This is a genomic window from Rhizobium cauense (genome assembly GCF_019511525.1).
Lineage (GTDB): Bacteria > Pseudomonadota > Alphaproteobacteria > Rhizobiales > Rhizobiaceae > Rhizobium > Rhizobium cauense.
This window is the reverse complement of the sequence record NZ_JAEUAT010000019.1, coordinates 63709-86236: the sequence shown is the minus strand read 5'-3', so window position 1 is coordinate 86236 and position 22528 is coordinate 63709. Positions and strand designations below refer to the sequence as shown.

Here is a 22528-nt window from a genome sequence, read left to right as displayed (position 1 = left end):
CTCCGAGGAACTGGCCCGGCCTACAACGGTGTCTCTGCCGCGGTCAATCTCAGGTGCCGAAAATGCGAAGGCCGCGTCAACCGTTTAGGGTTGCGCGGCCTGCCGAAATACGCTGGCGCTTTCGCCCATACACGGCGAAGCTCACGTTCTCCGGGACGCACTACCTGATCCGGAGAAGCAGCGGTGTCCCCCGCTACGCAACAAGAGATAGCGCCACATAGTTACCGGAGAGTTAGCGAGTCCTTAAGCAAAGGTGAATTTTGGCATTTTCTCACGCCTTCTTCACATATCGGCTCCAATCGCGCCACTTCCGGCGGCACGAGGCAACCTTGCGATGAGAGAGTATTAACGATTTCAAATCAGTCGCTTAGACTTCACGCTTCAAGCGCACAAGGCAATTGATTTCCGCCACCGAACGCGTAGTCTGCCTACCGAAGGCGTCAGAACGATCGCCACGGACCGTCCGAACAGACAACAATGCAGTCCCGTAATGCGGAACGCGAACGTTGTGGGCGCAGTGCCAAGAATGGGAACGCAAGATGAAACTTCTCTGCACGTCCGTGGTGCTTGCCGTAGGGCTGTTTGCGACCGTTTCAACCGCGCATGCTGCCGAATGCGGAAGCGTGACTATCGCCGAGATGAAATGGGCATCGGCCGGTATTGCCGCGAATTTCGACAAGCTGATCCTGGAGAAGGGCTATGGGTGCTCGGTCAAGATCGTCCCTGGCGACACAATGCCGACATTTCTCTCCATGAACGGAAAAGGCGAGCCCGATATCGCTTCCGAGTTCTGGATCAACGCGGTGCGCACTGAGCTCGACGGCGCCGTCAAGGAGGGCAAACTTGTTCAGGCAGCCGAAATTCTGTCGGATGGCGCAGTGGAAGGCTGGTGGATTCCGAAATTCATCGCAGACGCCAACCCGCACCTTCGCACAGTCCAGGATGCTCTCAAACATCCCGAGCTTTTCGCTTCGATAGACGGCGCCGGCGCCGTCCACAATTGTCCAATCGGGTGGGGTTGCCAAATATCGACAGCGAACCTGTTCCGCGCGCTCGGAGCCGACAAGGATGGATTTCAGCTTGTGGACGCAAAAAGCCCACAGGACCTCGACAACTCCATCGCGAATGCCTTCCAGAACAAGAAGGGCTGGCTCGGCTACTACTGGGCCCCGACCGCTATTCTCGGCAAATACGATATGACCCGCCTGAGTTTCGGCGTTGGCCATGACAAGGCTGAATGGGACAAATGCACATCTGTTCCGGGCTGCGCGCGGCCACAGCTGAATTCCTACCCCGTCTCCCGAGCCTACACGATCGTCACCAAGGCCTTCGCTGATCGCGCCGGGCCGGCGATGGACTATTTGAAGCTTCGTTCGTGGGACAACACGACGATCAACGAAGTGTTGGCCTGGCAGGACGAGAACCAGAAAAGCAACGAGGAAGCCGCGGTCTATTTCCTCGAGAATTACGCCGAACTCTGGACGAAGTGGGTCCCGGCTGATGTTGCGCAGAAGGTCAAGAGCGGCCTTTAGCACCGGCCGCGAAATCCGGTTCACGCGCGCGTACATGTTTCCTATAAGCGGCATCGCAGCCTCGAATCGAGGCCGCCTGCCAAGACAGGAGAGCACGATGACGTCCGCCCCATTTCCCGACCGCGACATGATCGCCTCGAAGCTTTCGAGCCTTGGTGAGCAGGAGAAGTCCTACATCACCCTGTTGATGGAGAATGCCGCGCAGGACGAGAATGTCATTGATGGGCTTCATCGCCATCTGGACAACGCTTCGAACGCGCCGTTCCTCAACGCGCTGAAGCTCGAAAATCTTGGAAAATGGATCGGCGAGGCTGCACCGTCACGGCTGCAGATCCGCCTCATGGAGGCTGCCAAATCAAGCCAGCATCCCGCCTATGGCGCTTTCAGGGCCGGACTTTCACGCTCCGGCGGGCTGGAGAAGGCATACCCGCCGGCAGCGATTTGACCGCCTGCTACCTGGTGGCGGCGCGGCCAACCGAACGGCCTGCATCCTGAGTCGCGTTCACGGCATTTGCCGTATCGCGACCGATGCCGCGAATTGTGTTTCCACACGAGGAAAGCACGAGCAGAATTGCGAGGGCGGAGCCGATTTTGGCCATTGTCGTCATTGCGGAATCCTTTGTCCAGATCGTCTAGGGCGCGGCGAATACTGCCGCGCGCGTCAAACGTCGAGGAAGAAAAGAGGTCTCCGCCCGCTTGTCAAGCTGCAACGGCCTTCGCCTTTTCCGCAAACGCAAAGCGGATGCTTTCGGCAACGGCTCGCATCGGACCATTCATCTGAGCCGCCGTCATCAACCTGATGTCGAAGGAGCCGAGCTCGGGCAGGCCCTCCTGCACACCCAGGATCGTCATCTCGTCCGTGACATAGGAACGTGGCAACGGCGCGATCGCCAGATCTGAAATCACAGCAGCGCGCTGGGCCATGGTGTGGCCACTGAGGAAAGCAACGCGATAGTCACGCTTCATGCGCTCGAGTTGAGACAGGGCCTCGGAGCGCCAGATACAGCCATCTTCCCAGATCGAGATCGGCAAGGGATCACGGCGGTGCGCCGTACCGCACTTGGCGCCGGCCCATACGAGGCGTTCGCGGAAAACAATCTCTCCGTCGGTTGGCAATGGCCGCGTCGCACAGTTGATCAGCGCGAGGTCGAGGCGCTGCTCCTCCATACGCTTCTTGAGACCGATGCTCATGTCGATCGTGACGTCGACCATGATGCTTGGGAAGCTCTCGGCGAAACTCTTCAGGATGTTCGGCAGCAGCCGCTCCCCAATATCCTCTGGCGCGCCAAGTCGAACCACGCCGCTGAGTTCCGGCATGATAAACCGCGAAACCGCTTCGTTGGACAAGGCCAGGATATTGCGCGCATAGGAAAGAAGCACCTCTCCGTGCTGGGTCAGGCTGACCGATCGCGCATCGCGCAGGAAGAGCGTGGCGCCCAGTTGCTCCTCCAGTTTCTTGATCTGCATGGAGACAGCAGACGGTGTCCGGTAGACCGCTTCCGCGGCGGTGGAAAAATTGCCGGTCTCTGCGATGGCCACGAACGTGCGCAGCACGTCATTGTCCAGCAAGGGAATGGGACGGCGAAAGGGTATGCTCATCGTCTCATCTTTCAATTTTTCTGAATTTGAATTCCATATCATTTTGTTTGATTGAAAGTCAACCGACCAATACCCTTCGATCGTGGCGGCTAGTACCGATGAAAGGAGGCCGCGATGAACACTCTCAACGCAATCTTCGACATCTTCTACGCATTCAGATCGCGTCAGATCTGGCGTCATACGCGCAATCGTACAAGGGACCAATTGGCGCGCCTGCCGTGCCACCTGGCCGATGATCTCGATCTGCAAGCGCTCGGTATGACAGACACACGCTGAGATCCCGGCGCCAGTCGCCCCTTGCCCGCGCCTTCAAACGCAAGGCGAAACGTTCTAATATACGGTTGAGGACGCGGGCTTCGGAGTGCAACGACGATGGCGATCAGTGACGCACATTTCCAAGGCGAAATCCCGGCAACCTACGATCGGTACCTGGTGCCGATCCTGTTTGATCCTTACGCGGCTGATCTGTCGCAACGCTTGGCATCGTTGCGCCCGCATCGCATCCTTGAAGTCGCGGCCGGATCCGGAGCACTCACACGCGCCATCTCATCAGCGCTTCCACATGCCGAAATCGTCGCCACGGACCTGAACCAAGCAATGCTTGATGTCGCCGCACGGAGACATGCGGCAGGTCACGTCGTATGGCGTCAGGCCGATGCCCTGAGCCTGCCCTTTCCCGACGGAACCTTCGATGCCGTGGCAAGCCAATTCGGCGTCATGTTTTTTCCCGACAAGCAACGCGCCTATCGTGAGATTCTCCGCGTCCTGAAGCCAAAGGGAACATTCCTCTTCAACACCTGGAACTCGATCGAGAGCAACGCCTTTGCAAAAGCGGTCATGGCTGCGACCGATGTACTCTTTGCCGATAATCCGCTGGGTTTCTTCAAACGCACGCCGCACGGTTATTTCGATGCCGAGGAGATAACATCCGAGTTGACGAAGGCCGGTTTCCAGTCAGTCACCGTTGCAACAGTGGAAAAGACATCCCGAGCAGCCTCCGCGCGAGACGCTGCAACGGCCTTCTGCAAAGGCAGCCCGCTCCGCATGGAAATTGAAGCGCGCAACACCAAGGTCGATGTGGTGGCAAGGGTGGCGCAGGCGTTGGAGCAGACTTTCGGCAAGGGGCCGATAGAGGCACCGATGTCCGCGCTCGTGTTTAGCGCAGAGACACCACGCCAGAGCTGAGAAGGTTGCTGCGACGCTGCTAACGGCTGGCGATCGGTGAAACGGTGCCAGCTTCAAGACGTGAATCCTGTGATCCGATCACCATCCTGTTTCCACGCCAATCGAAGCTTCCAGCCAGCCAGCTCCTTGCCCAGATGACAGGCAGCATGACATCACGCGCAATCATCGCGGGGAGCGACAGCGCTGACAGGTGCCAGTTCTTGCGGCTAGCCAGGATAAGTTCCGGCGCATAGGCAACACAGAGAACCCCGAAAGCACTCGCAACGACACTGGTCCCCGACACAAACGCAGCGCCCACAGACAGGGCCAAGGGCGGCAGCACGCCAAGCAGGATCTCCGGCCCGAAGAAATGCGGGAAGGTTACGCGTCTCAGCCGCGCCCAGCGGCATTGCCTACCCCACACCTCGCGTAGCGTTCTCCTCCCCAAGGGTTGCTCGAAGGGTCCAGCGACCAGATGCACCTTGAGGCCCAGGCTGTTGACAAGCTTGGTGGCGGCAGCGTCTTCCGCAATTTCAGCCGCAAGCGCCTGGATTCCACCGTGGGCGTCGAGCATTTCCTTGCGCCACAGCATGCTCTTGCCCTGTGCAAACCCAAATCCCAGCGCTTCTCCCGCATATTGCCAACGCGCTTGATGGGTATTGAGAAACGCGCATTCGACCTCCGCCCAAAAACCGTCAGGACGGGAACCAAGTGGTGTCGAGCAGACGAGGCCACTATCGGGCCGCCACGCGGCCAGCAGGCGGGCGAGATAATTCCTGGGCATCAGGACGTTTGAATCTGCAAGAACGACCCACTGATGCGAGGCCGCTTTCCAGCCCTTGACGCAATTGTTGAGCTTCGGATTTGCGCTGATGCGGTCGTCGCCGAGAAGGATTTTCGCTTTCGCCGTCGGATTTCTTTTCAAGGCGCCCTGCACCAGAGAGATGACGGAATCGCCTTCGTCAGCAACGCAGAAGATCACCTCGTAGTCGGGCCAATCCAGTCGGAGCGCGCTTTCGAGTGTCTCTTGGGAGAACCGCTCGATGCCGCAGAGTGGTATCACAATCGACAACGGAGGGCGCGCGGCGACGTTTGGCGTTCTATCGCCAGGCGGTCGGATCCTCCATCCCGCGATCAAGAGGCTGAGGGTGTTGGCTGCCAGCAAGACACCGGCGACGGCAATGATATACAGCATCAGTCATTCCAGCGGTGAACAGCGCCGGAATGAAGACGAGTCTCAGCGCTCGGTAAGACAAGACATCACCGGGACATGACGCGATGATGACATGAGCCGGCGGAACGATGAGACGTCCCCAGCCAAGTTGTTCGGCGCGCCCTGCAATGCCCCGCTTCGATCAATGCCTTTTTCTCAAGGCCCGCTGGATCCTGACAACCTCCCCATTCATCAGGATAAGGAAGTGCTTCTTGTCGAGGCGATTGGCGACCTCCCCGTCCTCGGTCATGTAGTCAGTTCTAGGGCTCGATATCGCCTCATTGGCCACCCTGCTCTGTTCAATGACGATGCAGGGATTTCCGGTGTGGCTCATGCATTTGAACCGTCGTGTCTCCTGGTATTCTGACATCGATGCCCTCCTTGTCGGAAGCGAGCATCATCCTGTCCGGAGCATTAATTTCAAGATCTAAATTAGCTAGATCTTATTTATTCAAAAGGCGGATGTCGAATGATGGCCGGATAGTCGAGGATCTCATTCCGCCTGCGGCTTCCATCATTCAAAAACGCTTATGATAGCCATAAAATCTATTCGTTTGAGTGATGAGAGCAGAGAGCCCATCTTACCAGTCATCAACAAGGCGTCATCCGACGAGGAAAGGAAACGGAAATGACGACGATTACCTTCAGAGACAGCAAGTCTTCGAGCGACTCTCATCTTCACGTCGTTGACTATGCCCGCAAGCTGGTTCATGCATGGCATCAGTGGCAGGCAGCGCGCGAAATCGAATCCATGCCATTCGATATTCGCAAGGATATTGGCTGGCCGTCGGCGAACGACGCGGATGAACGCAAGGTCATGTAATGAATGCGACATACCTCCCCGTGTGAAAGCGGCGCCTGCGTCTTGCAGCGCCGCTTTCCTCGTCTCTGGACCCTGCCGATTAAATCTTGAATTTCAGAGACATATATTCCGAAGAACCATTTGTTGTGAACTTTTGAAGACGACGATCGTCATTTGATCATTGTTAATTTCAGCAATGTCGCAAATTTACTCTTTGCAGCCGCATTTATCCATGAGAATGTCGCTTTTGGAATATCGAAGCGACGTATTCCAAGCAACGAATAGTGCAATCGACCTCGAGCACGGATTTGTCTCATGAATAAGATGTCGCATAGGCAACGCTCTCTCGTCTTCTTCATGGTTCCGCAGTTTACGATGCTGCCGTTTTCGGCTGCGATCGATACGCTGCGAATCGCCAACCGCATGCTCGGCTATCAGGCCTACACATGGCGGCTCACCTCGGTCGACGGCGAGAAGGTTTATTCCTCCTGCGGCATCGGCGTTGAGGCAAACACATCGCTTGCCGACGAGCGCCGCAACCTTGGTGGCGAGCATCGCCCGAGCATGGTGCTGGTCTGTTCCGGCATCGATGTTGAAGAGTTCAACAACAAGTCCGTCAGTGCCTGGCTGCGAGAGTCCTACAATCGCGGCGTTGCCGTCGGGAGCCTCTGTACGGGCGCACATATCCTCGCTCAGGCGGGGCTGCTGAACGGCAAGCGCTGTGCGATCCACTGGGAGAACCTGCCCGGCTTTTCGGAGGCGTTCCCACAGGCGGAGGTCTATGCCGATCTCTACGAAGTGGACAGCAACCTCTATACCTGTGCCGGCGGTACCGCGTCACTGGACATGATGCTGAACCTGATTGGTGAGGATTTCGGCGAAACGCTGGTCAACAGGGTTTGCGAACAACACCTTACCGATCGCGTACGCAGCCCGAGCGATCGCCAGCGTCTGCCGCTCCGTGCGCGTCTCGGCGTACAGAATGCGAAGGTTCTCTCGATCATCGAACTCATGGAGGGCAACCTCTCCGAGCCGCTGTCACTTCTGGAGATCGCCGACGGCGTCGACCTGTCGCGCCGGCAGATCGAACGGCTGTTCCGCCAGGAAATGGGACGCTCGCCTGCCCGCTACTACCTTGAAATTCGGCTTGATCGCGCTCGCCATCTGCTGGTGCAATCCTCCATGCCGGTTGTCGAAGTCGCGGTTGCCTGCGGCTTTGTTTCAGCTTCACATTTTTCGAAGTGTTATCGCGAACTCTACCATCGTTCGCCGCAGCAGGAGCGTGCAGAGCGCAAGATGACGATGGCAACCGCACGCCAAGCTATAGCGGCGTGACGTCATCCAGGGGCGGCTATTGAGCCGCCTCCTCCGTCATCCGGGCATCAGAATAGACCTGATTGCGCCCCTTGTGCTTGGCCATATAGAGAAACTGGTCGGCAGCATTCAGATAGTTGTCGAAGGTTTCGTAGTCGGAGACCTCCGCAACGCCGATCGAAACCGTCACGGAAATCTCCTCGTCATCCGCCATCACCTTGAGCCGCGAAATATCCGAACGGATCTCGTCGCACAGCTTGGTTGCCGCAATCGAATCCATCATCGGAAACAGGATCGCGAACTCTTCGCCACCGAGGCGCGAGAGCAGGTTGTCGCTTCCCTCGAAGATCGTTGCCAGCCGAAGCGCGACAGCCTTCAGGACTTCGTCGCCGATCTCATGCCCGTAAGTGTCGTTCAGCCGCTTGAAATGATCGATGTCGAGGATGGCGACCGCACTCGCTGCCTTCTGGCGCAGGCAGTCGTTCACCAGCTTTGGTCCGAGATCGTAGAAATAGCGACGATTGTAGAGACCGGTGAGATAGTCGCAGGCCGCCGCTGCTCGCAACTGCTTGAACTGCGTTAACGTCTCGACATTGTTGGCAAGACGACACTGGAGTTCTTCGGGCAAGAAGGGCCGGTAAAGGAAATCGGACGCGCCAGCTTTCAGAAAACTTGCTGAAAGCATCCTGTCGCCCGACGACGACACGCCGATGATCCGCAGTTTGTCGGAGCCGAAGCAGCGCCGAATGCGCCGCGTCAGTTCGTAGCCGCTCATGTCGGGCATGTGATGGTCTGTGATGACGACTTCGATGTCATTGAAGGTTTCAAGTGCGGCAAGCGCCTCAAGGCCGGAAGCTGCCTCGGCAACCATGTATTGTTGCGCCTCCAGCATCCGTACAAGCGCCAGACGCGCGGATGCGATATCGTCGACCACGAGAACGCGCGTCTTCCTGTTCGACAACGCCCGCCGAACGCTGGAGACAAGACTGTCGAGCGCAAACTCATTGTCCTTCAGCACGTAGTCGATGACATTGCGCTCCATGATGCGGTTGCGCGTCTCGATATCGAAGGCGGCCGTAAAGACGATGGGGGGTATGCCATGTGCGATTACGCAGTCGAGCGCCTCACCATAGGGCGCATCCGGCAGGGTGAGGTCGACAATCGCCATGGCATAGCCGTTGGGCGAATGGCCAATCGTCTCTTCGAGAACCCTCAAAGAGGAACAGGGTTTTACGTTCACCCCAAGTTCGGCATGAAGCCGATGGCACAGAACGGCGGAAAACATCCGGGAATCTTCAACCAGTAGTATCCTTTGACCACCGAAACGCGGCCCGGAACCATCCCGGTGGAGATCCTCCTGGAAAGCCATTCACCCCTATCCCCCAGAAAGCCGTGGCGGTTCGAATCGACCATCTTTTCGGCTTATGTGAAGATAGCTCACAGAAACGTCTGCGGGAAGATATCGAGATTGAGCAACACTTGAAATTGCAAAAATCTCGAGGTTTGGCGCTTGGAGCCGCCCCCGCCTAACATCGTCAAGCGGGGGGGAAGCTACTCAGGCAACTGCCCGTTCCTTTCGCATCGACTGGATCTGCAGCAGCGTATCCAGATTCTGGTTGACGCGGCAGTAGAACTCCTCGTCGATGAAGGGGCGCAACATGAAATCATTGCCGCCGGCCTTGAGGAAGCGGGCAGAGAGCAACCGGTTCGATGACGACGAGACACCGATGATGCGCAATTCATGCGAGCCGATACTGGCCCGGATGCGGCGCGTCAGCTCGAACCCGTCGATATCCGGCATGTTGTAATCGGTAATCATCAAGCCGATGTCACGGTTCGTCTTGAGGATCTCGAGCGCCTTGGCGCCGCTCTCGGCCGTGCTGACCCGGAAATTGTAGCGCTTGAGACGGCTCGACAGCAGCGCACGCGCGGTCGGACTGTCATCGACGATCAGAACGTGGTGACGATGGTTGGTCAGGAAGCGGCAGATTGATTCCGCAAGCAGATCGACCGCAAAGACATTGTCCTTGAGGATATAGTCGACGATATCCTTGGCCATGAGCTTGTCGCGCATGCCTTCCTGGAACGTCCCAGTGAAGACGATGGTCGGGATGCTGAGATCGACCAGGTATTCCAGCGCCTCGCCGTTTTCGGCGCCCGGCAAGTTGATGTTGGAAATGGCGAGCGTGATCGGATCGGTAGACTTATCGTAGGACAGTTGCAGCTCTTCGAAACTCCGGCAGATTTCCACGTCGATATCGAAAAGCTCCTTCAGGCGCTTGCCGATCATCGATGTGAATACGTTCGAATCCTCCGCCAGAATAATGCGCGCATCGGCAAACATGCCTCCGGAATATTGCATCCCCGAAATACCCAAAAACGCCATTTCCAAAACCTTATGATGAAACCTCTGTCCCGACCCAGATCGGTACAGCACCCGGTTTGAATAAGTATTAATCGGCCTACTCGACTGACCAAGAAAAAGGCGGCCACGAGGGCCGCCCTGACATTCTTCAAAACATACTTAAAAGACTATGCGCGTAGCGCGGCATTGTCTGAATCGAACGGGCTTTCGCCAACGACAGTGGCGTTGTACGTTGTCCCGAGGATCTTGATCTTGAGCTTCGTGCCTTCCTTCGCATAGTCGGGCCGCAGCATGGCCAGCGCGAGGGAACGGTTGATACGGAACCCGAACGCGCCGTTTGTCGCGCGTCCGACAAGCTCGCCCGCCTCGTTGTAGATGGCCTCCGAACCTCGGGCATCGACATCGTTGCCGGTTTCGACGACGAGGGTCGCGAAGTTCCACTTCAAACCCTTGTCCTTGTACGCCAGCAGTCCCTCGCGACCGAGGAACTCCTTCTCCGGCTTGATGAAGCGATCGAGCGCCGATTCATAGGCATTGTATTCGATCGACATTTCGCGCGGGATCAGGCGGTAGGACTTCTCGACCGACATCGACAGCATGGCACGGATACCGAATGGCTTGATGCCGAATTCTGCGCCGGCCTCCATCAGCTTGTCGAAGATGTAGTTCTGCATCTCGATCGGGTGGTGCAATTCCCAACCCAGCTCGCCGACGAAATTGACGCGCAGTGCTGCGAACTATGCAGCGAGGCCGGGCTTGCCAAATGCCTGTTTACGACATGCGAAAAGCATGCCGCGACTGCATGCAAATAGGCAAGCCGCAAAAGCCCTTGAGTGGAGAATTCACCGACAGAATTGATATCAGGAGCGCACGGCCGTTCATTTTACGACGGCCGTTGAGAGGGCTCGCTTCGGCTCTCAGCAGGAAGATGAACGCCAGGCACTGTCGGAGCGGGAGCGGTTCAGAACCAGACACCGCCACCCACTCCCATTGAGATCAGCCCACTTGCCGGGCAACCGGCGCCCCCTCATCGGCGTCGTCATCCGCCTTGCTCTTCTTCGAAGTGTCCTCGATCTTCGCCTGCGGCTTGCCGCCGGTGGCTGCTCCGACTTCGGTCTGGCGATGGAATACGACGTCGCTCTGCGGCAGGGGTATCTCGACCCCCTCCTCCCTGAAGCGCTTCAGGATCGCAATACGGAGATCGTTCCTGACTTTCAGGCCATCACCCATGTCCGCCAGCATGAAGCGGAGCTCGAAATCCAGCGAATACGGGCCGAAGCGCAGGAATTCCACGTGCGGCTCCGGATTGCGCAAGACCACGGGCACTGCATTCACCAGCTCGAGCAGGATGTCCATCACCTTCTGCGGGTCGGAGTCATAGCTCACGGAAACCGGGATTTCGGAACGTCCCATCTTGTTGCGATGGGTCCAGTTCCCGACCGATGCATTGATCAGCTCCGAATTCGGCACGATGATCGATTGCTTGCGGAAGGTCTCGATCTCCGTCGCACGCACCGAGATACGCTTGACTATGCCTTCGGCCGTGCCGGACACGACGTGATCGCCCACCTTGAATGGGCGTTCGACCAGCAGGATCAAGCCGGAAACGAAGTTCGACACGATGTTCTGCAGGCCAAAACCGATACCGACCGAAAGCGCCGAGGCAACCAGTGCGAAGCTGGACAGGTCGATGCCCGCGGCGGACACACCGATGATCGCCGCAATGCCGACGCCGAGATAGCCGATGCCTGTCTTCACGGAATTTCGCACGCCGATGTCGACGTGGCTGCGCGCCATGACGTTGCCGTCGAGCCAACGTTGGATCCACCGTGTCACCAGGTAGCCGCCGGCAAAGAGCAGGATGCCGGTGAATATGCCGATCAGCGAAATGCTGATACCGCCGAGCCGGACCTCCGTGAGAAGACGGTAGCCGATAAGCTGCAGATCCTGGACATGAAAGCCCCACAGCAACAGCACCAGCGGGATGCCAATCATCAGCGCAATTGCTGAGATGCACATGCCGACGAGTAGGCCTGCCTGGTCGATGGCCACCGGGCCGAGCTTGAAACGCCTCTCCAGGAAGCGTCCGAGCGATGTCTCGCCGAACGTTTCACTTCGCGAAATTGCCTTGCCGGAAAGCAGGCCGATATAGGTCGTGACGACGATTGCACCGGTGATGATCAACTGCGTAGCGACGAAGCGTGCCAGCCCGACATATCCGGTCAGCGCCGTTATGATCAGACCCGCACCAAGCACCCGCAAAATGATTGCCATGCCACGCGGCCAATGGCGTCCGGGCGCGTCGGGATCTCCGTTTCGTGCCAGCATCGGCCGACCGAATGAAGCGGCGATCAGGATAAGGCCGATGATCAGCGCCGCGATCAGGCTCTTCACGACAGTCAGAACGAGCGGTGAGCCCAATGCTTCGCTGATGCTGCCGAGGAAATAGTCGAGCGCGTTGACGACGGCCATCGCAAGCAGGCAGGCACCGATGGAGCTTGCACCGCGGTTGGAAAGCTTGACGAGACGCCAATGAGGTTCCGCCGGAGCGAACACGGCATTGGTGAAGCGCCTGACGAAGTAGACAAGGCCGATCGCGCCAAAGAGCGCACCGACAATCGGTGCAATGTCCGGCCTCAGGACGTTGAAACTATTGAGGAAGAAGTAGGAGCTCACCAGCAGCGCGACAAGCGCAAGCGTTCTGATCAGCGTAGACCAGAAGGCGATGGAAAGACGATTGATGTAGGAAGGTGGTTCATCCGTCTCCTTGCGCTGAAGGTAGCGACCGAAGATCCGATAGCCGCCTGACAACAGCACAAGCGCAGTAATCAGCGACATGAAGATCGCGGCGAAGAACGCGAAAGCCTTGAATTTCAGGACGAAACCCAGCCAGCTGCCGAGAGCCTGAACGAATTCGGTCCCTTCCTGCACGAAGGCGCGTCCGGCATCATCGAGAACCGAAAACGAAATGTCAGTGCGGCGAAGCAACGTCGCGGCAAACAATTGCCGACGCGTTTCGGCGATACGATTGCCAAGCTTTGAGATGGAAGCCGACAGGTTCTCGGCATCGCCGGTCACCGCGGTGATCTGGGCGCGCTCCGCAGTGAGAGCATTTCGCTCGGTGGTCACGATCTCAGCTTCTGCAGGCTGCCCTTCCTTCGGCGGATCGCCAAGCTCCGTAAGGCGGTTCTTGATCTGATCCAGCCGCGGCGCGAGGCCAGCGGAAATATTGACAATCGAGCGTCCGAGCTCGTCGGCCTTTCCAGCCAGTGCCACCAGGGCATCGTCATCGTCGCTCTTTTGGGTGACGCCATCCTCCAGCGAGGCGAAATCGCGCTTGGCCTTCTCAATTGCCTTGGAAGCCTGCTCGATCGCGCTGTCTGCGACAGGCGCCTGCGCCGTTGCTTGCGGTTGTTGCTGGACCTGGGGCTGAGGCGCCTGCGCGCCCGCGAAGCTCGCGCCGACAGTCGCCAGCGTTGCAACAAGGAGAATGCGAAGCAAGAGTTGTGTGGAGCGCAAAATATCCCCGCTTGGATTTGCTGGATCAAATGGGATTCCAGCTTTTCATAGGAAAGAAAGGCGACAGAAAGGCGAAGTGATCAGAAGCCGGCACCCGGCTGTGCAAGGTATTCCAGTTCCGCCTCCGTCGATTTCCTTCCGACAATGGCGTTGCGGTGGGGAAATCGACCATGAGCTGCAATCACTTCGCGATGGCGAAGCGCATAGTCGATATACTCCTCATCGCCAAGCCTCTTGAACAAGGCAACCGCGCGATCCTGCTCGTCCAGATCCTCGCAATGCTCGAATGGCATATAGAAGAAAGTTCGGCATTCCACGCTGACCTGCTGATCTGCTCCAATCTCCAAGGCAAGCTTTGCCTCCTGTAGTGCAAGCCCGTCGGTGGCAAACGCAAGCGGTGTCGATCGGTATATGTTGCGCGGAAACTGGTCGAGCACGATCACTGCGGCGAGCCTGTTTTCAGGCGTCGAGCGCCACACATCAGTCACGCCGCGCGAAAGCGCCAGATGCGTGTCTTGGAAACGCTGACGAATTTTTCGATCAAGGTCTAATGTCGCATCAAACCAGTGCTCACGACCGCACTCCACGAACCAGAAGTCGAAGACCTCCTCCGGCGTGCAGACATATCCAAGTTCCATATTTCCTCCCGCGACACATCCCGCAGATCTGCAAAAGATGGCTATCTCGTACCGACCTTGTGGCCGGACACTTCAGCGCCAGCATCCGGCGCCAGTTGTAGGAAACGCAGTGACGATATGATGCCGATCGCTCCGATGACAAGAAACGCCCAGCGAAAATCGACAAGCCCTGGACCTTCGACACCACGCAGCGCGACGGAGACGTTGAGAGCAGCAGCCGCGATCGCCACGCCGAGCAGCATCGAGACCTGCTGTAGCATGCTCGACAGCGTAGAAGCCGAACTGCGCTGGGCCGGATTGATATCGGCAAAGGCAAGCGTATTCAGAGCAGTAAACTCCATCGACCGTGAAAGGCCCGCAACCATCAGCAAAATGTAGATGACAAAACGTGGCGTTTCAGGCGCCAGAAAGCCGCAAGCCGCGATCGACAACGCGGCAATCAGTCCGTTGAAGAACAGCACTGTGCGAAAACCAAGCCTGGCGAGCAGCGGCGTTGTAACCGCCTTCATGCCGAGATTGCCGAGGAAATAGACCAGCAGATAAGCCCCTGCCTCTATCGAGCTCAAGCCGAAGCCGAGCTGGAAGAGAAGCGGAAGCAGAAATGGCGTGGCATTGATGGCGACGCGGCTCGCTGTTCCCGCAGAAAGGGTTGCCACTGCATAGGTCTGTACTCTGAACGCCGACAAATCGAGCAGCGGATTGCTGACCCGAAGGAAGTGACGCGTCGCCATGACCGACAGCACGACGCCGGCCGCGAGCATCGTGAGGATCGGGAGCAGACCGCCATGCCATTTCACCGACAGCTCAAGTGCCGCCAGCAGGAAGGTCAGCCCTCCTGCGCTGAGGACGAAGCCGCGCAGGTCAAGCGGGCCGGCATTCTCTTCCCGTTGCTCCGGCACGAACCGCAGCACAAGCGCCATGCCTAAAATCCCGATCGGCAGATTGATGAGGAAATTCCAGTGCCAGCTGGCATAGGTCGTGATGAAGCTGCCGAGCAGCGGACCAATAACCGGAGCGGTGAGCGCCGGCCAGGTAATGAGCGCGATCGCCTGCACGAGCTCCGACTTGCGTGCATTCTTCAGGACGATGATCCGTCCGACCGGCGTCATCAGTGCGCTCCCCGCCCCCTGCACGGCGCGCGCGAGGACAAACTCGACCAGCCCATCCGATAGACCGCAGAAGAGCGAGGCGATGGTGAAAACAGCGATGGACGCCATGAAGATGCGCCTTGCCCCGTACCGGTCACCCAGCCAGCCGGAAAGCGGAATGAAGGCTGCCATCGTCAGCATGTAGACCGTGATGCCGATACTCATCGATACCGGCTGAACGCCAAAACTGGCCGCCATCTGAGGCAGCGACGTCGTAACGATCGTACCGTCGAGAATCTGCATGAAAAACGAAACGGCAACGACCAACGCTACAATCTTCGCCCTGCGGGTGCTTGCCGCATCGTCAGTCTCAGTCGTCTGCATAGCTGTCATTGGTCTGCCGATGTGATTTTGGAGGCATCCTGATAGACGGGCAAAGGGAGCCACACCCGATGCGTGCCGGACGACACAGTCGCTAGATAGGCCTATCGACGCCGTGCGGAAAGAGAAAATCATGAAATCTCAAAGGATTTTGATCTTGGTATTGCCGGGTGCGTGCGTCACCGGAAACTCTCTACGGGTGAATTTCCAAAGCAAAACAATTTGACAGCGACGTTGTCTCCCGCCACCGTGACGCAACAGGCAGCGTCGTGCGGCGCCTCATGTCGGTGTCGGATCGCCGGATCTGCCCTCGACTCAGCGTCCTCCGCCTTCCGATGCTTGGCTGGGAGCACAATTCGATGATCGACACTCTGCTTGTTCTCAACACAGGTTCATCGAGCCTCAAATTCCAGATCTTCGAGGATCGCGACCTGCATGTCTTGATGAGCGGCAAGGTCACCGGCATCGGCGACACACCTGAAATGAGCGCGAAGCTGCCCGACGGCCAGGGGATGAAAACCTCCCTGCCGGCGAATACCGATCACGACTCGGCCCTGCGCGCTGTCATGGACCTCATTGCCGGGCATGACCACGCGTGGCGCACGGCAGCGGTCGTGCATCGCGTCGTCCATGGCGGTCCGGGTTTCTCGGAACCGGTCATCGTCACGCCAGAGGTAATGCGCCGTCTGGAAGCGCTCATCCCGCTGGCGCCACTTCACCAGCCACACAATCTCGCGGGCATCGCGGCTTCGGCTCGACTGGCGAGCGGTGCGCCCGATATTGCCTGCTTCGATACTGCCTTTCATGCCGGCCACGACGAACTCACCAGCAGCTTTGCACTGCCTCGTGACATACGCGACAAGGGTGTTCGCCGCTATGGCTTCCACGGGCTCTCGTACGAATGGATATCGCAAGTCCTCTCCAGCGACCATCCGGATCTGCACACCGGCCGCGTTGTCGTCGGCCATCTCGGCAATGGCGCCAGCCTCTGTGCTCTCAAGGGCGGCAAGAGCGTCGACACGACGATGAGCATGACGGCGTTGGACGGCATTCCGATGGGGACTCGGAGCGGATCGATCGATCCCGGCGCTGTTCTCTACATGCTTCACGATCTCGATCTTGGCACCGAGATGGTTCAGGATATCCTCTACGAACGCTCGGGCCTGAAGGGGCTGTCAGGCATCACAAACGATGTCGAGGCGCTCCTGCGCAGTGACGATCCGCAAGCGGCCTTCGCCCTCGACTATTTCACACTGAAAACAGCCCAACACGCAGCAATTATGGCAGTTTCCATGGGCGGGATCGATGCCTTCGTCTTTACCGGCGGGATCGGCGAACATGCCGCCCCCGTCCGTCAGGCTATCCTCGAGAGGCTACGCTTCCTCGGCGATTTCAGGACGCTCGTGATTCCGACAAATGAGGAGCGCGTGATGGCGGTTCACGCCAAAAGGCTCCTCCATTCGTCGGCATAGCGACGGTGGTCACGCCGGGCTCAGTTTGTCGACGAAACCGCTGACGCCCTTGACGTTCTCTACAAGCACCCGGATGGCGCGACGTTCCAGTTCACTGGAAACCACGCCTTCAAGAACGGCTCTGGAATCGTGAACCGACACCTTGATCGCATCGATGTCGAGTCCGAGATCGCCCTGCAGCCGCGCGCGAATGGCACGGGCGAGCGCGTCGTCGCCGCTTGCCGTTTTCTCGACCGGCGCTGCAACGATGCCCCTGAGCAGGTCGATCCGGCTGACGATACCGATCAATCGTTTGCCGCTGACAACAGGAACGCGCTTGATCTTGTGCTGGAACATGACTTCCGCAACCGCTGCCGCCGGCGTATCCGGTGCGACGCTGATAACGCTCGCCGACATGACATCGGACACCCGCCAGCTACGGCTGCGAATATAGTCGTCGAGATCCACGAGCGACGTTTCTCCGGATTTGCTGGCCGACCTGCCACCACCGAACTCGATGCGCCGCATCAGGTCACCTTCCGTCAGCAGGCCGCAGAGGTTGCCGTCGTTGTCGATCACAGGCAAGCCGCTGATGTTCTTGGCGACCATCAGGTCGATTGCCTGATGCACACTGCTGTCGGCGCTGATCGTTGTGATGTCGGTGTTCATAATGTCTTGAGCAAACATGATAATCCCATTGCACTCTGGAGGAAGTCGAATGGTTTCGGAGCGGTTGGCGGCATAGACCGTGCACGTCCGGTGCGTCGAATATTGCGCAATTCCGGCCGTGTGTCGATCAAGGATCTCGGTGTAAATTTCAACCTTAGGATTATTTACAGGTCGAGGCATACACGCCTGCCGGCGCACCCTGCCGGGTCTGGCGGTCACTGAACAGCAGTAAGCTTCGCTCGGCAGCTGGCGCCCTCTTCTCTTTTCTGCCCAGTCATTGGCGCCAGACCGGTCTGCGGGATACTGGTGACGACTTCCCAGACCAGTTGCTGCATGCGCAGCGCGGCCTCCGCCTCGAGAGGTGCGGCAGGCGTGCCGTCTCCGCGTCGGAGCTTGTAGGGGAGTCCTTCCGGACTGCATTGATAGAGCACCGCATAGTGCGTCAGGGCGACGAGATACGAGCCGTAGTCATTGATATGAATCGTGTCCTGCTTGCCCAGGCTGTCCTTGCGAAAGAGATTCTCGCGTTTGGAGAGCCCAGGAATCCGACCAGCCTCGATCTCGCGCACCACGCGCGCCATCACGCGTCCGGCAGGGATGACGTAAATCTGTCGCTGCTCGCCCGCCGGCGAGAGTGCCCGGCGCAGGATTTCGCCCTCCCAATAGCGGTCGGCATCCAGATCGAGCCGCTCCAGCCATCCCTCGGGATCATCAAGTGAACTCCATGTCTCATAGAGGTAGACGCGGATATCGGGCCGGTGCTTGCGCGCCAGTTCGGCCCAGCGGCGGGCGTAGTCCCAACTGTCAAAGTAGCGAATGGCGTCGCGGATCTCGACCATCTCGGTCATCACGAAAGCATCGTACTCGCCGCTCTCCAGAGCCTCTCGTACATCGCGGTAGCGAGGATGATTGTTTTCGCTGGCGAAGCCGTTGATCCCCTCCTTCGGGCCCCAATGCGCCTGGAGGGTCGTTCCCCAGCCAAGCTGGCTCTCGTAGGCATGGCCCTTGGGAGCCAGTTGCGCGAGCATCGCCGGCATGTCCCTGCCGACGAGACTGTGCCCCAGGTGGAAGACGCGCATCGGACCTTGGGGCTGCGGCAGAGGGTCCGCGTAAAGCGCATTGAACTCTTCGATGCCCATGATCGCAGGAACGCTGCTGCTGGATCCCGCCACGAAGAGCCCGAGCGCCACCAGCATCGAGTTCTTGATCCAGCGACGAGCCGCACGGCCGGGGATCAGCGACGAAACGCCGGATGGCAATGGTAGGATCATTTGCTCGCCCTCAGTACTCACCAACCTTCCGGCAGGCGTCACAGGCGGCAATTTTCGATCCTGATGCCTAAATGTTCAACGGCTCCTTTAGGGGTAACCGGCGAGCGCGACCTCAGCCGAGAACGTTCCTGATCGCCCGCATGAACACGCGCGATCCGATCCCGATCAACTCGTCTGGGAAGTCGTAGTCCGGGTTGTGCAGCCGAGCATGATCTTCACCCGCGCCAAGGAAGAACATGGCAGCTGGCGCGACGCTTCGGAAGAGTCCGAAATCCTCCGAAGCCTTCATTGGCAGCAGATCGGTTTCGCTCTCATGGCTGATACCCTCCTCGTCCAGTGCCCGCCGCAGGTCCGCCACGGCCTCCGCGGAGTTGAAGCACTGCCTGAATACGTCCTCGTAGCTGACCTCCACCTGTAGCTGCCCCGCCCTTGCCTGGGCCTGTACCAATCCCTCGGCGCGTTCGACGAGCGTCGCCATCGCGTCATCGGTCAGCGTCCGCAGGGTCGCCCAAATCTGTGCTTCGCCTGGGCTGATACCGAAGGCGGGCTCCCCGAGGCGGGCATGCGTGACGGTCACAAGCGAGTAATCAGGCCCCAGCGGACCGTTGTTTCCCAATGCCGTCAACTCTTCGAGCAAGTGAGCCATGGCAAACGTCGGCGCAACGCCCTGTTCCGGATAGGAGGCGTGCGATGTACGACCCTTCAGAACGATCTTCATCCCCCGTGACGCGCAGTTGACCGGCCCTTCCCTGAGGAGCACGTGACCGAGCCGCACGCCCGGAAAATTGTGGAGCGAGAGCGACATGTCAGGCGTCAGCTCAGCAAACTTCGGATCAGCCAGCACAGCCGCCGCTCCAGCGCCGTTCTCCTCGGCCGGCTGGAACATCAAGATTGCCCGTCCTTTTGCAGGCCGCTTTTGCCCAAGCCCCTTCGCCAGTGCCATCAGGATCGCCATATGGCCATCATGGCCGCAGAGGTGACCCTTCCCCGGCACGGTCGAGCGATGCGCTATCGTGGAAACCTCCTCGATCGGCAGGCCGTCCAGTTCCGCCCGGATCATAACTGTCGGTCCGGGTCTCGCGCCCTCGTACACAGCAGCGAGCCCATGCCCGCCGATCCCGGCGACGATGCGATCAGGCCGCGTGAGCGCGAGCTTGTCCTTTACACGCAACGCGGTCTGCGATTCCTCTCCGGATATCTCGGGATTACGGTGAAGCTCTTTCCGAAACGCCCTGATTTCGCTGAGTTCTCCATCTGTCAGAAACATCGTGCAAGTCCCATGATACGCGTCCGGGTTTTCCCGCAAGCCGGCAACGCCGAACCTAGCGTGTCAGTCATGCATAGTCGATGGAGAACACTTGCTACGCACCTCAACCGCGCCACAAACGAATGGCGCGGCCGCGAACCAACCAGCCGCTTATCCCTGGAAGGTGTATTCGGCGATCGAAGCCGGTTTCATCTCAATGGAAAAGCCCGGCAATTTGGGCGGCATATAGGCCGCATCCTGGATCACGCACGGATCGAGAAAGTGCTCATGCAGATGATCCACATACTCGATGACGCGGCCATCCTTGGTTCCGGAAACGGCAACATAGTCGATCATCGACAGGTGCTGAACGTATTCGCATAGCCCGACGCCACCCGCGTGCGGCCAAACCGGAAGACCGAACTTCGCGGCAACCAACAGCACCGAAAGCACTTCGTTCAACCCGCCCATGCGGCAGGAATCGATCTGAACGATATCGATTGCCCCCTCGGCGATGAACTGCTTGAACATGATGCGGTTCTGGCACATTTCGCCGGTCGCCACTTTCACCGGCCCGATCGCCTGCCGGATCTTTCGGTGGCCCGCAACATCGTCCGGGCTCGTGGGCTCTTCAATGAAAAAGGGCTTGGCAAAGGCGAGCTTGTTTACCCAATCGATCGCCTGCCCGACCTCCCATACCTGATTGGCATCGATCATCAGGTAGCGATCGGGACCGATCACCTCGCGGGCAATGCGCAAGCGACGGATATCGTCCTCGAGGTCGCGCCCCACCTTCATCTTCACGTGGTTGAAGCCGGCATCGATCGCTTCCTGGCAGAGGCGGCGCAGCTTCGCATCGTCATAACCGAGCCAGCCGGCCGACGTCGTGTAGCAGGCATAGCCCTCCTTCTCGAGCGTCGCGATCCGTTCGGCCTTGCCGGCTTCCGCGCGTTTCAGGATCTCGACCGCTTCCTCCCGGGTCAGGACGTCGGTGAGATAACGGTAGTCGACAATGTCGGCGATCTCATCGGGCGACATCTCGGCAACCAGTCTCCAGACCGGCTTGCCGGCCTGCTTTGCGAGGAGATCCCAGACGGCGTTGACCACAGCGCCTGTCGCGAGATGCATCGCGCCCTTCTCAGGCCCGATCCAACGCAGTTGGCTGTCGCTTGTCAGGTGCCGCCAGAACTTCCCGGGATGGGCGAGAACGTCGGCAAGATCTGCACCGACGATCAAATGGCGCATGGCCTCGATCGCCATGCAGCAGATGTCGTTGCCACGGCCGATCGTAAAAGTGAGCCCATGTCCGGAGAGCCCGCCTTCATCGGTGTCCAAGATGACATAGGCGGCCGAATAGTCGGGATCCGGATTCATCGCATCGGAACCGTCAAGGCTCTGCGAGGTTGGGAAACGGAGGTCGAAGACGCGAAGGTCGGTGATACGTGTCATGGCACTCTCGAATTTGGTTACGCCGGCATCCGGAAACGGATGCGCGGACAACAGTGGCGGCGATGGCGCCCCATCAGTTCAGTCGCCATCAGATCGTCCAGCCGCCGTCGATCGCAATGGCCTGACCGGATGTATAAGTGGCGCCGGCGAGATAGACGGCAAGTTCCGCAATCTCTTCGGGCGTGCCGAGACGCCCCATCGGTTGGCGCGAGATGAAAGCCGCGCGCGCCGCTTCGTAGTCGCCCTGTGCGCGCATGCGGTCCTGCAGCGAAGGGCTCTCGACGGTCCCGGGGCAAATGGCGTTGCAGCGGATACCGGAAGCAACGTAGTCGGCAGCAACGGCCTTGGTAAGCCCGATCACGGCTGCCTTGGTGACACCGTAGGCGAAGCGGTTCGGTACGCCCTTGATGCTGGATGCGACAGAAGCCATGTTGATGATCGATCCGTCCTTGCGCTCAAGCATGCCGGGCAGCACAGCCCGGATGGTTCGGACCATCGCCTTCACGTTCAGATCGAAGGCAAACTCCAGGTCGGCATCCTTCATCTCAAGAATCGAGCCGGCATGGACGAAACCGGCGCAATTGAAGAGCACGTCGACGACCCCGATCTCCTTCACCAATGCCTTGACTGCACCGTCGTCAAGCACATTGAGCTTGTGCGTGGAGACGTTGGCTTCGCCGGCGAGAGATGCCAGCGCATCGGTGTTGATGTCGGTCGCGTGGACCGACGCACCGGCTGCGGCAAATGCAATCGCCGTCGCGCGGCCGATCCCCTGTCCCGCAGCGGTGATGAGTACGGATTTTCCCGAAAGATTGATAGTCATGTCT

General features: G+C 58.8%; 21 protein-coding genes and 1 pseudogene. 7 read left to right on the top strand and 15 right to left on the bottom strand.

Translation table 11 applies throughout. From position 1 onward, the window contains the following. Positions 1–539 precede the first annotated feature (539 nt). Entirely contained in the window at positions 540–1532 is a 993-nt protein-coding gene (locus tag JNB88_RS26905) for an ABC transporter substrate-binding protein (RefSeq protein ID WP_220358117.1), read from the top strand. 97 nt (positions 1533–1629) lie between these two features. Beyond that, positions 1630–1977: a hypothetical protein gene (locus JNB88_RS26900; RefSeq protein WP_220358116.1), complete on the top strand. Its 348-nt coding sequence runs from the start codon at positions 1630–1632 to the stop codon at positions 1975–1977. Between the two features lie 7 nt (positions 1978–1984). Here JNB88_RS26900 and JNB88_RS26895 read toward each other — a convergent pair whose 3' ends face one another. Together JNB88_RS26895 and JNB88_RS26890 are read right to left on the bottom strand one after the other, a co-directional pair. Continuing rightward, positions 1985–2140 (bottom strand): entericidin domain-containing protein, encoded by a 156-nt coding sequence (locus JNB88_RS26895; RefSeq protein WP_007788385.1) that lies wholly within the window; start codon positions 2138–2140, stop codon positions 1985–1987. A 91-nt stretch (positions 2141–2231) separates the two neighbouring features. After that, entirely contained in the window at positions 2232–3173 is a 942-nt protein-coding gene (locus JNB88_RS26890) for a LysR family transcriptional regulator (RefSeq protein ID WP_197066593.1), read from the bottom strand. A 72-nt stretch (positions 3174–3245) separates the two neighbouring features. Here JNB88_RS26890 and JNB88_RS26885 point away from each other — a divergent pair, with 72 nt between their 5' ends. Together JNB88_RS26885 and JNB88_RS26880 are read left to right on the top strand one after the other, a co-directional pair. Next, on the top strand, positions 3246–3407 hold the full coding sequence (locus JNB88_RS26885) for a hypothetical protein (protein WP_197066594.1): 162 nt from the start codon (positions 3246–3248) through the stop codon (positions 3405–3407). A 96-nt stretch (positions 3408–3503) separates the two neighbouring features. Then, positions 3504–4316, top strand: coding sequence for a class I SAM-dependent methyltransferase (locus tag JNB88_RS26880; protein ID WP_220358115.1), 813 nt, complete (start codon positions 3504–3506; stop codon positions 4314–4316). A gap of 19 nt (positions 4317–4335) precedes the next feature. Here the strand turns inward: JNB88_RS26880 and JNB88_RS26875 are convergent, their stop codons facing one another. Continuing rightward, entirely contained in the window at positions 4336–5490 is a 1155-nt protein-coding gene (locus JNB88_RS26875; RefSeq protein WP_220358114.1) for a glycosyltransferase, read from the bottom strand. 160 nt (positions 5491–5650) lie between these two features. Continuing rightward, positions 5651–5878, bottom strand: coding sequence for a hypothetical protein (locus tag JNB88_RS26870; RefSeq protein WP_037128580.1), 228 nt, complete (start codon positions 5876–5878; stop codon positions 5651–5653). Positions 5879–6136: 258 nt separating this feature from the next. Between JNB88_RS26870 and JNB88_RS26865 the strand changes: the two genes are divergently transcribed. Both JNB88_RS26865 and JNB88_RS26860 read left to right on the top strand, forming a co-directional pair. Then, positions 6137–6331 carry a hypothetical protein gene (locus tag JNB88_RS26865; protein WP_037128582.1) on the top strand — a complete coding sequence of 65 codons (195 nt, stop codon included), beginning with the start codon at positions 6137–6139 and terminating at the stop codon, positions 6329–6331. Between the two features lie 294 nt (positions 6332–6625). Further along, complete coding sequence (locus tag JNB88_RS26860) at positions 6626–7645, top strand: GlxA family transcriptional regulator (protein ID WP_220358113.1); 1020 nt, start codon at positions 6626–6628, stop codon at positions 7643–7645. Positions 7646–7661: 16 nt separating this feature from the next. Here JNB88_RS26860 and JNB88_RS26855 read toward each other — a convergent pair whose 3' ends face one another. The 6 genes and pseudogenes from JNB88_RS26855 to JNB88_RS26830 all read right to left on the bottom strand — a co-directional run bounded on the left by JNB88_RS26855 (position 7662) and on the right by JNB88_RS26830 (position 15627). Then, positions 7662–8993, bottom strand: coding sequence for a diguanylate cyclase (locus JNB88_RS26855; protein ID WP_220358112.1), 1332 nt, complete (start codon positions 8991–8993; stop codon positions 7662–7664). A 186-nt stretch (positions 8994–9179) separates the two neighbouring features. Next, a complete protein-coding gene (locus tag JNB88_RS26850) occupies positions 9180–10010 on the bottom strand; it encodes a response regulator (RefSeq protein ID WP_037128590.1) in 831 nt (276 codons plus the stop codon). Between the two features lie 146 nt (positions 10011–10156). Beyond that, positions 10157–10720: pseudogene (locus tag JNB88_RS26845) on the bottom strand (glycine cleavage T C-terminal barrel domain-containing protein); the annotation flags it as partial. A 265-nt stretch (positions 10721–10985) separates the two neighbouring features. Further along, complete coding sequence (locus JNB88_RS26840) at positions 10986–13508, bottom strand: mechanosensitive ion channel family protein (RefSeq protein WP_223217347.1); 2523 nt, start codon at positions 13506–13508, stop codon at positions 10986–10988. An 80-nt stretch (positions 13509–13588) separates the two neighbouring features. Beyond that, positions 13589–14146 carry a DUF924 family protein gene (locus JNB88_RS26835; RefSeq protein WP_220358111.1) on the bottom strand — a complete coding sequence of 186 codons (558 nt, stop codon included), beginning with the start codon at positions 14144–14146 and terminating at the stop codon, positions 13589–13591. A 41-nt stretch (positions 14147–14187) separates the two neighbouring features. Next, positions 14188–15627 (bottom strand): MFS transporter, encoded by a 1440-nt coding sequence (locus JNB88_RS26830; protein ID WP_220358110.1) that lies wholly within the window; start codon positions 15625–15627, stop codon positions 14188–14190. 347 nt (positions 15628–15974) lie between these two features. Between JNB88_RS26830 and JNB88_RS26825 the strand changes: the two genes are divergently transcribed. Further along, complete coding sequence (locus tag JNB88_RS26825; RefSeq protein ID WP_220358109.1) at positions 15975–17087, top strand: acetate/propionate family kinase; 1113 nt, start codon at positions 15975–15977, stop codon at positions 17085–17087. Between the two features lie 9 nt (positions 17088–17096). Here JNB88_RS26825 and JNB88_RS26820 read toward each other — a convergent pair whose 3' ends face one another. The 5 genes from JNB88_RS26820 to JNB88_RS26800 form a co-directional block, all read right to left on the bottom strand. Beyond that, positions 17097–17753, bottom strand: a complete 657-nt coding sequence (locus tag JNB88_RS26820; RefSeq protein WP_037128598.1) for a CBS domain-containing protein — start codon at positions 17751–17753, stop codon at positions 17097–17099. A gap of 197 nt (positions 17754–17950) precedes the next feature. Beyond that, entirely contained in the window at positions 17951–19006 is a 1056-nt protein-coding gene (locus JNB88_RS26815) for a hypothetical protein (RefSeq protein ID WP_220358108.1), read from the bottom strand. A 112-nt stretch (positions 19007–19118) separates the two neighbouring features. Then, the gene (locus tag JNB88_RS26810; protein ID WP_220358107.1) at positions 19119–20273 is read right to left on the bottom strand and encodes an amidohydrolase; all 1155 of its coding nucleotides are present in this window, start codon (positions 20271–20273) and stop codon (positions 19119–19121) included. Between the two features lie 150 nt (positions 20274–20423). Next, positions 20424–21701, bottom strand: a complete 1278-nt coding sequence (locus JNB88_RS26805) for an L-fuconate dehydratase (RefSeq protein ID WP_220358106.1) — start codon at positions 21699–21701, stop codon at positions 20424–20426. Positions 21702–21789: 88 nt separating this feature from the next. Continuing rightward, positions 21790–22524, bottom strand: coding sequence for an SDR family oxidoreductase (locus JNB88_RS26800; protein ID WP_220358105.1), 735 nt, complete (start codon positions 22522–22524; stop codon positions 21790–21792). Between the last annotated feature and the right edge of the window lie 4 nt (positions 22525–22528).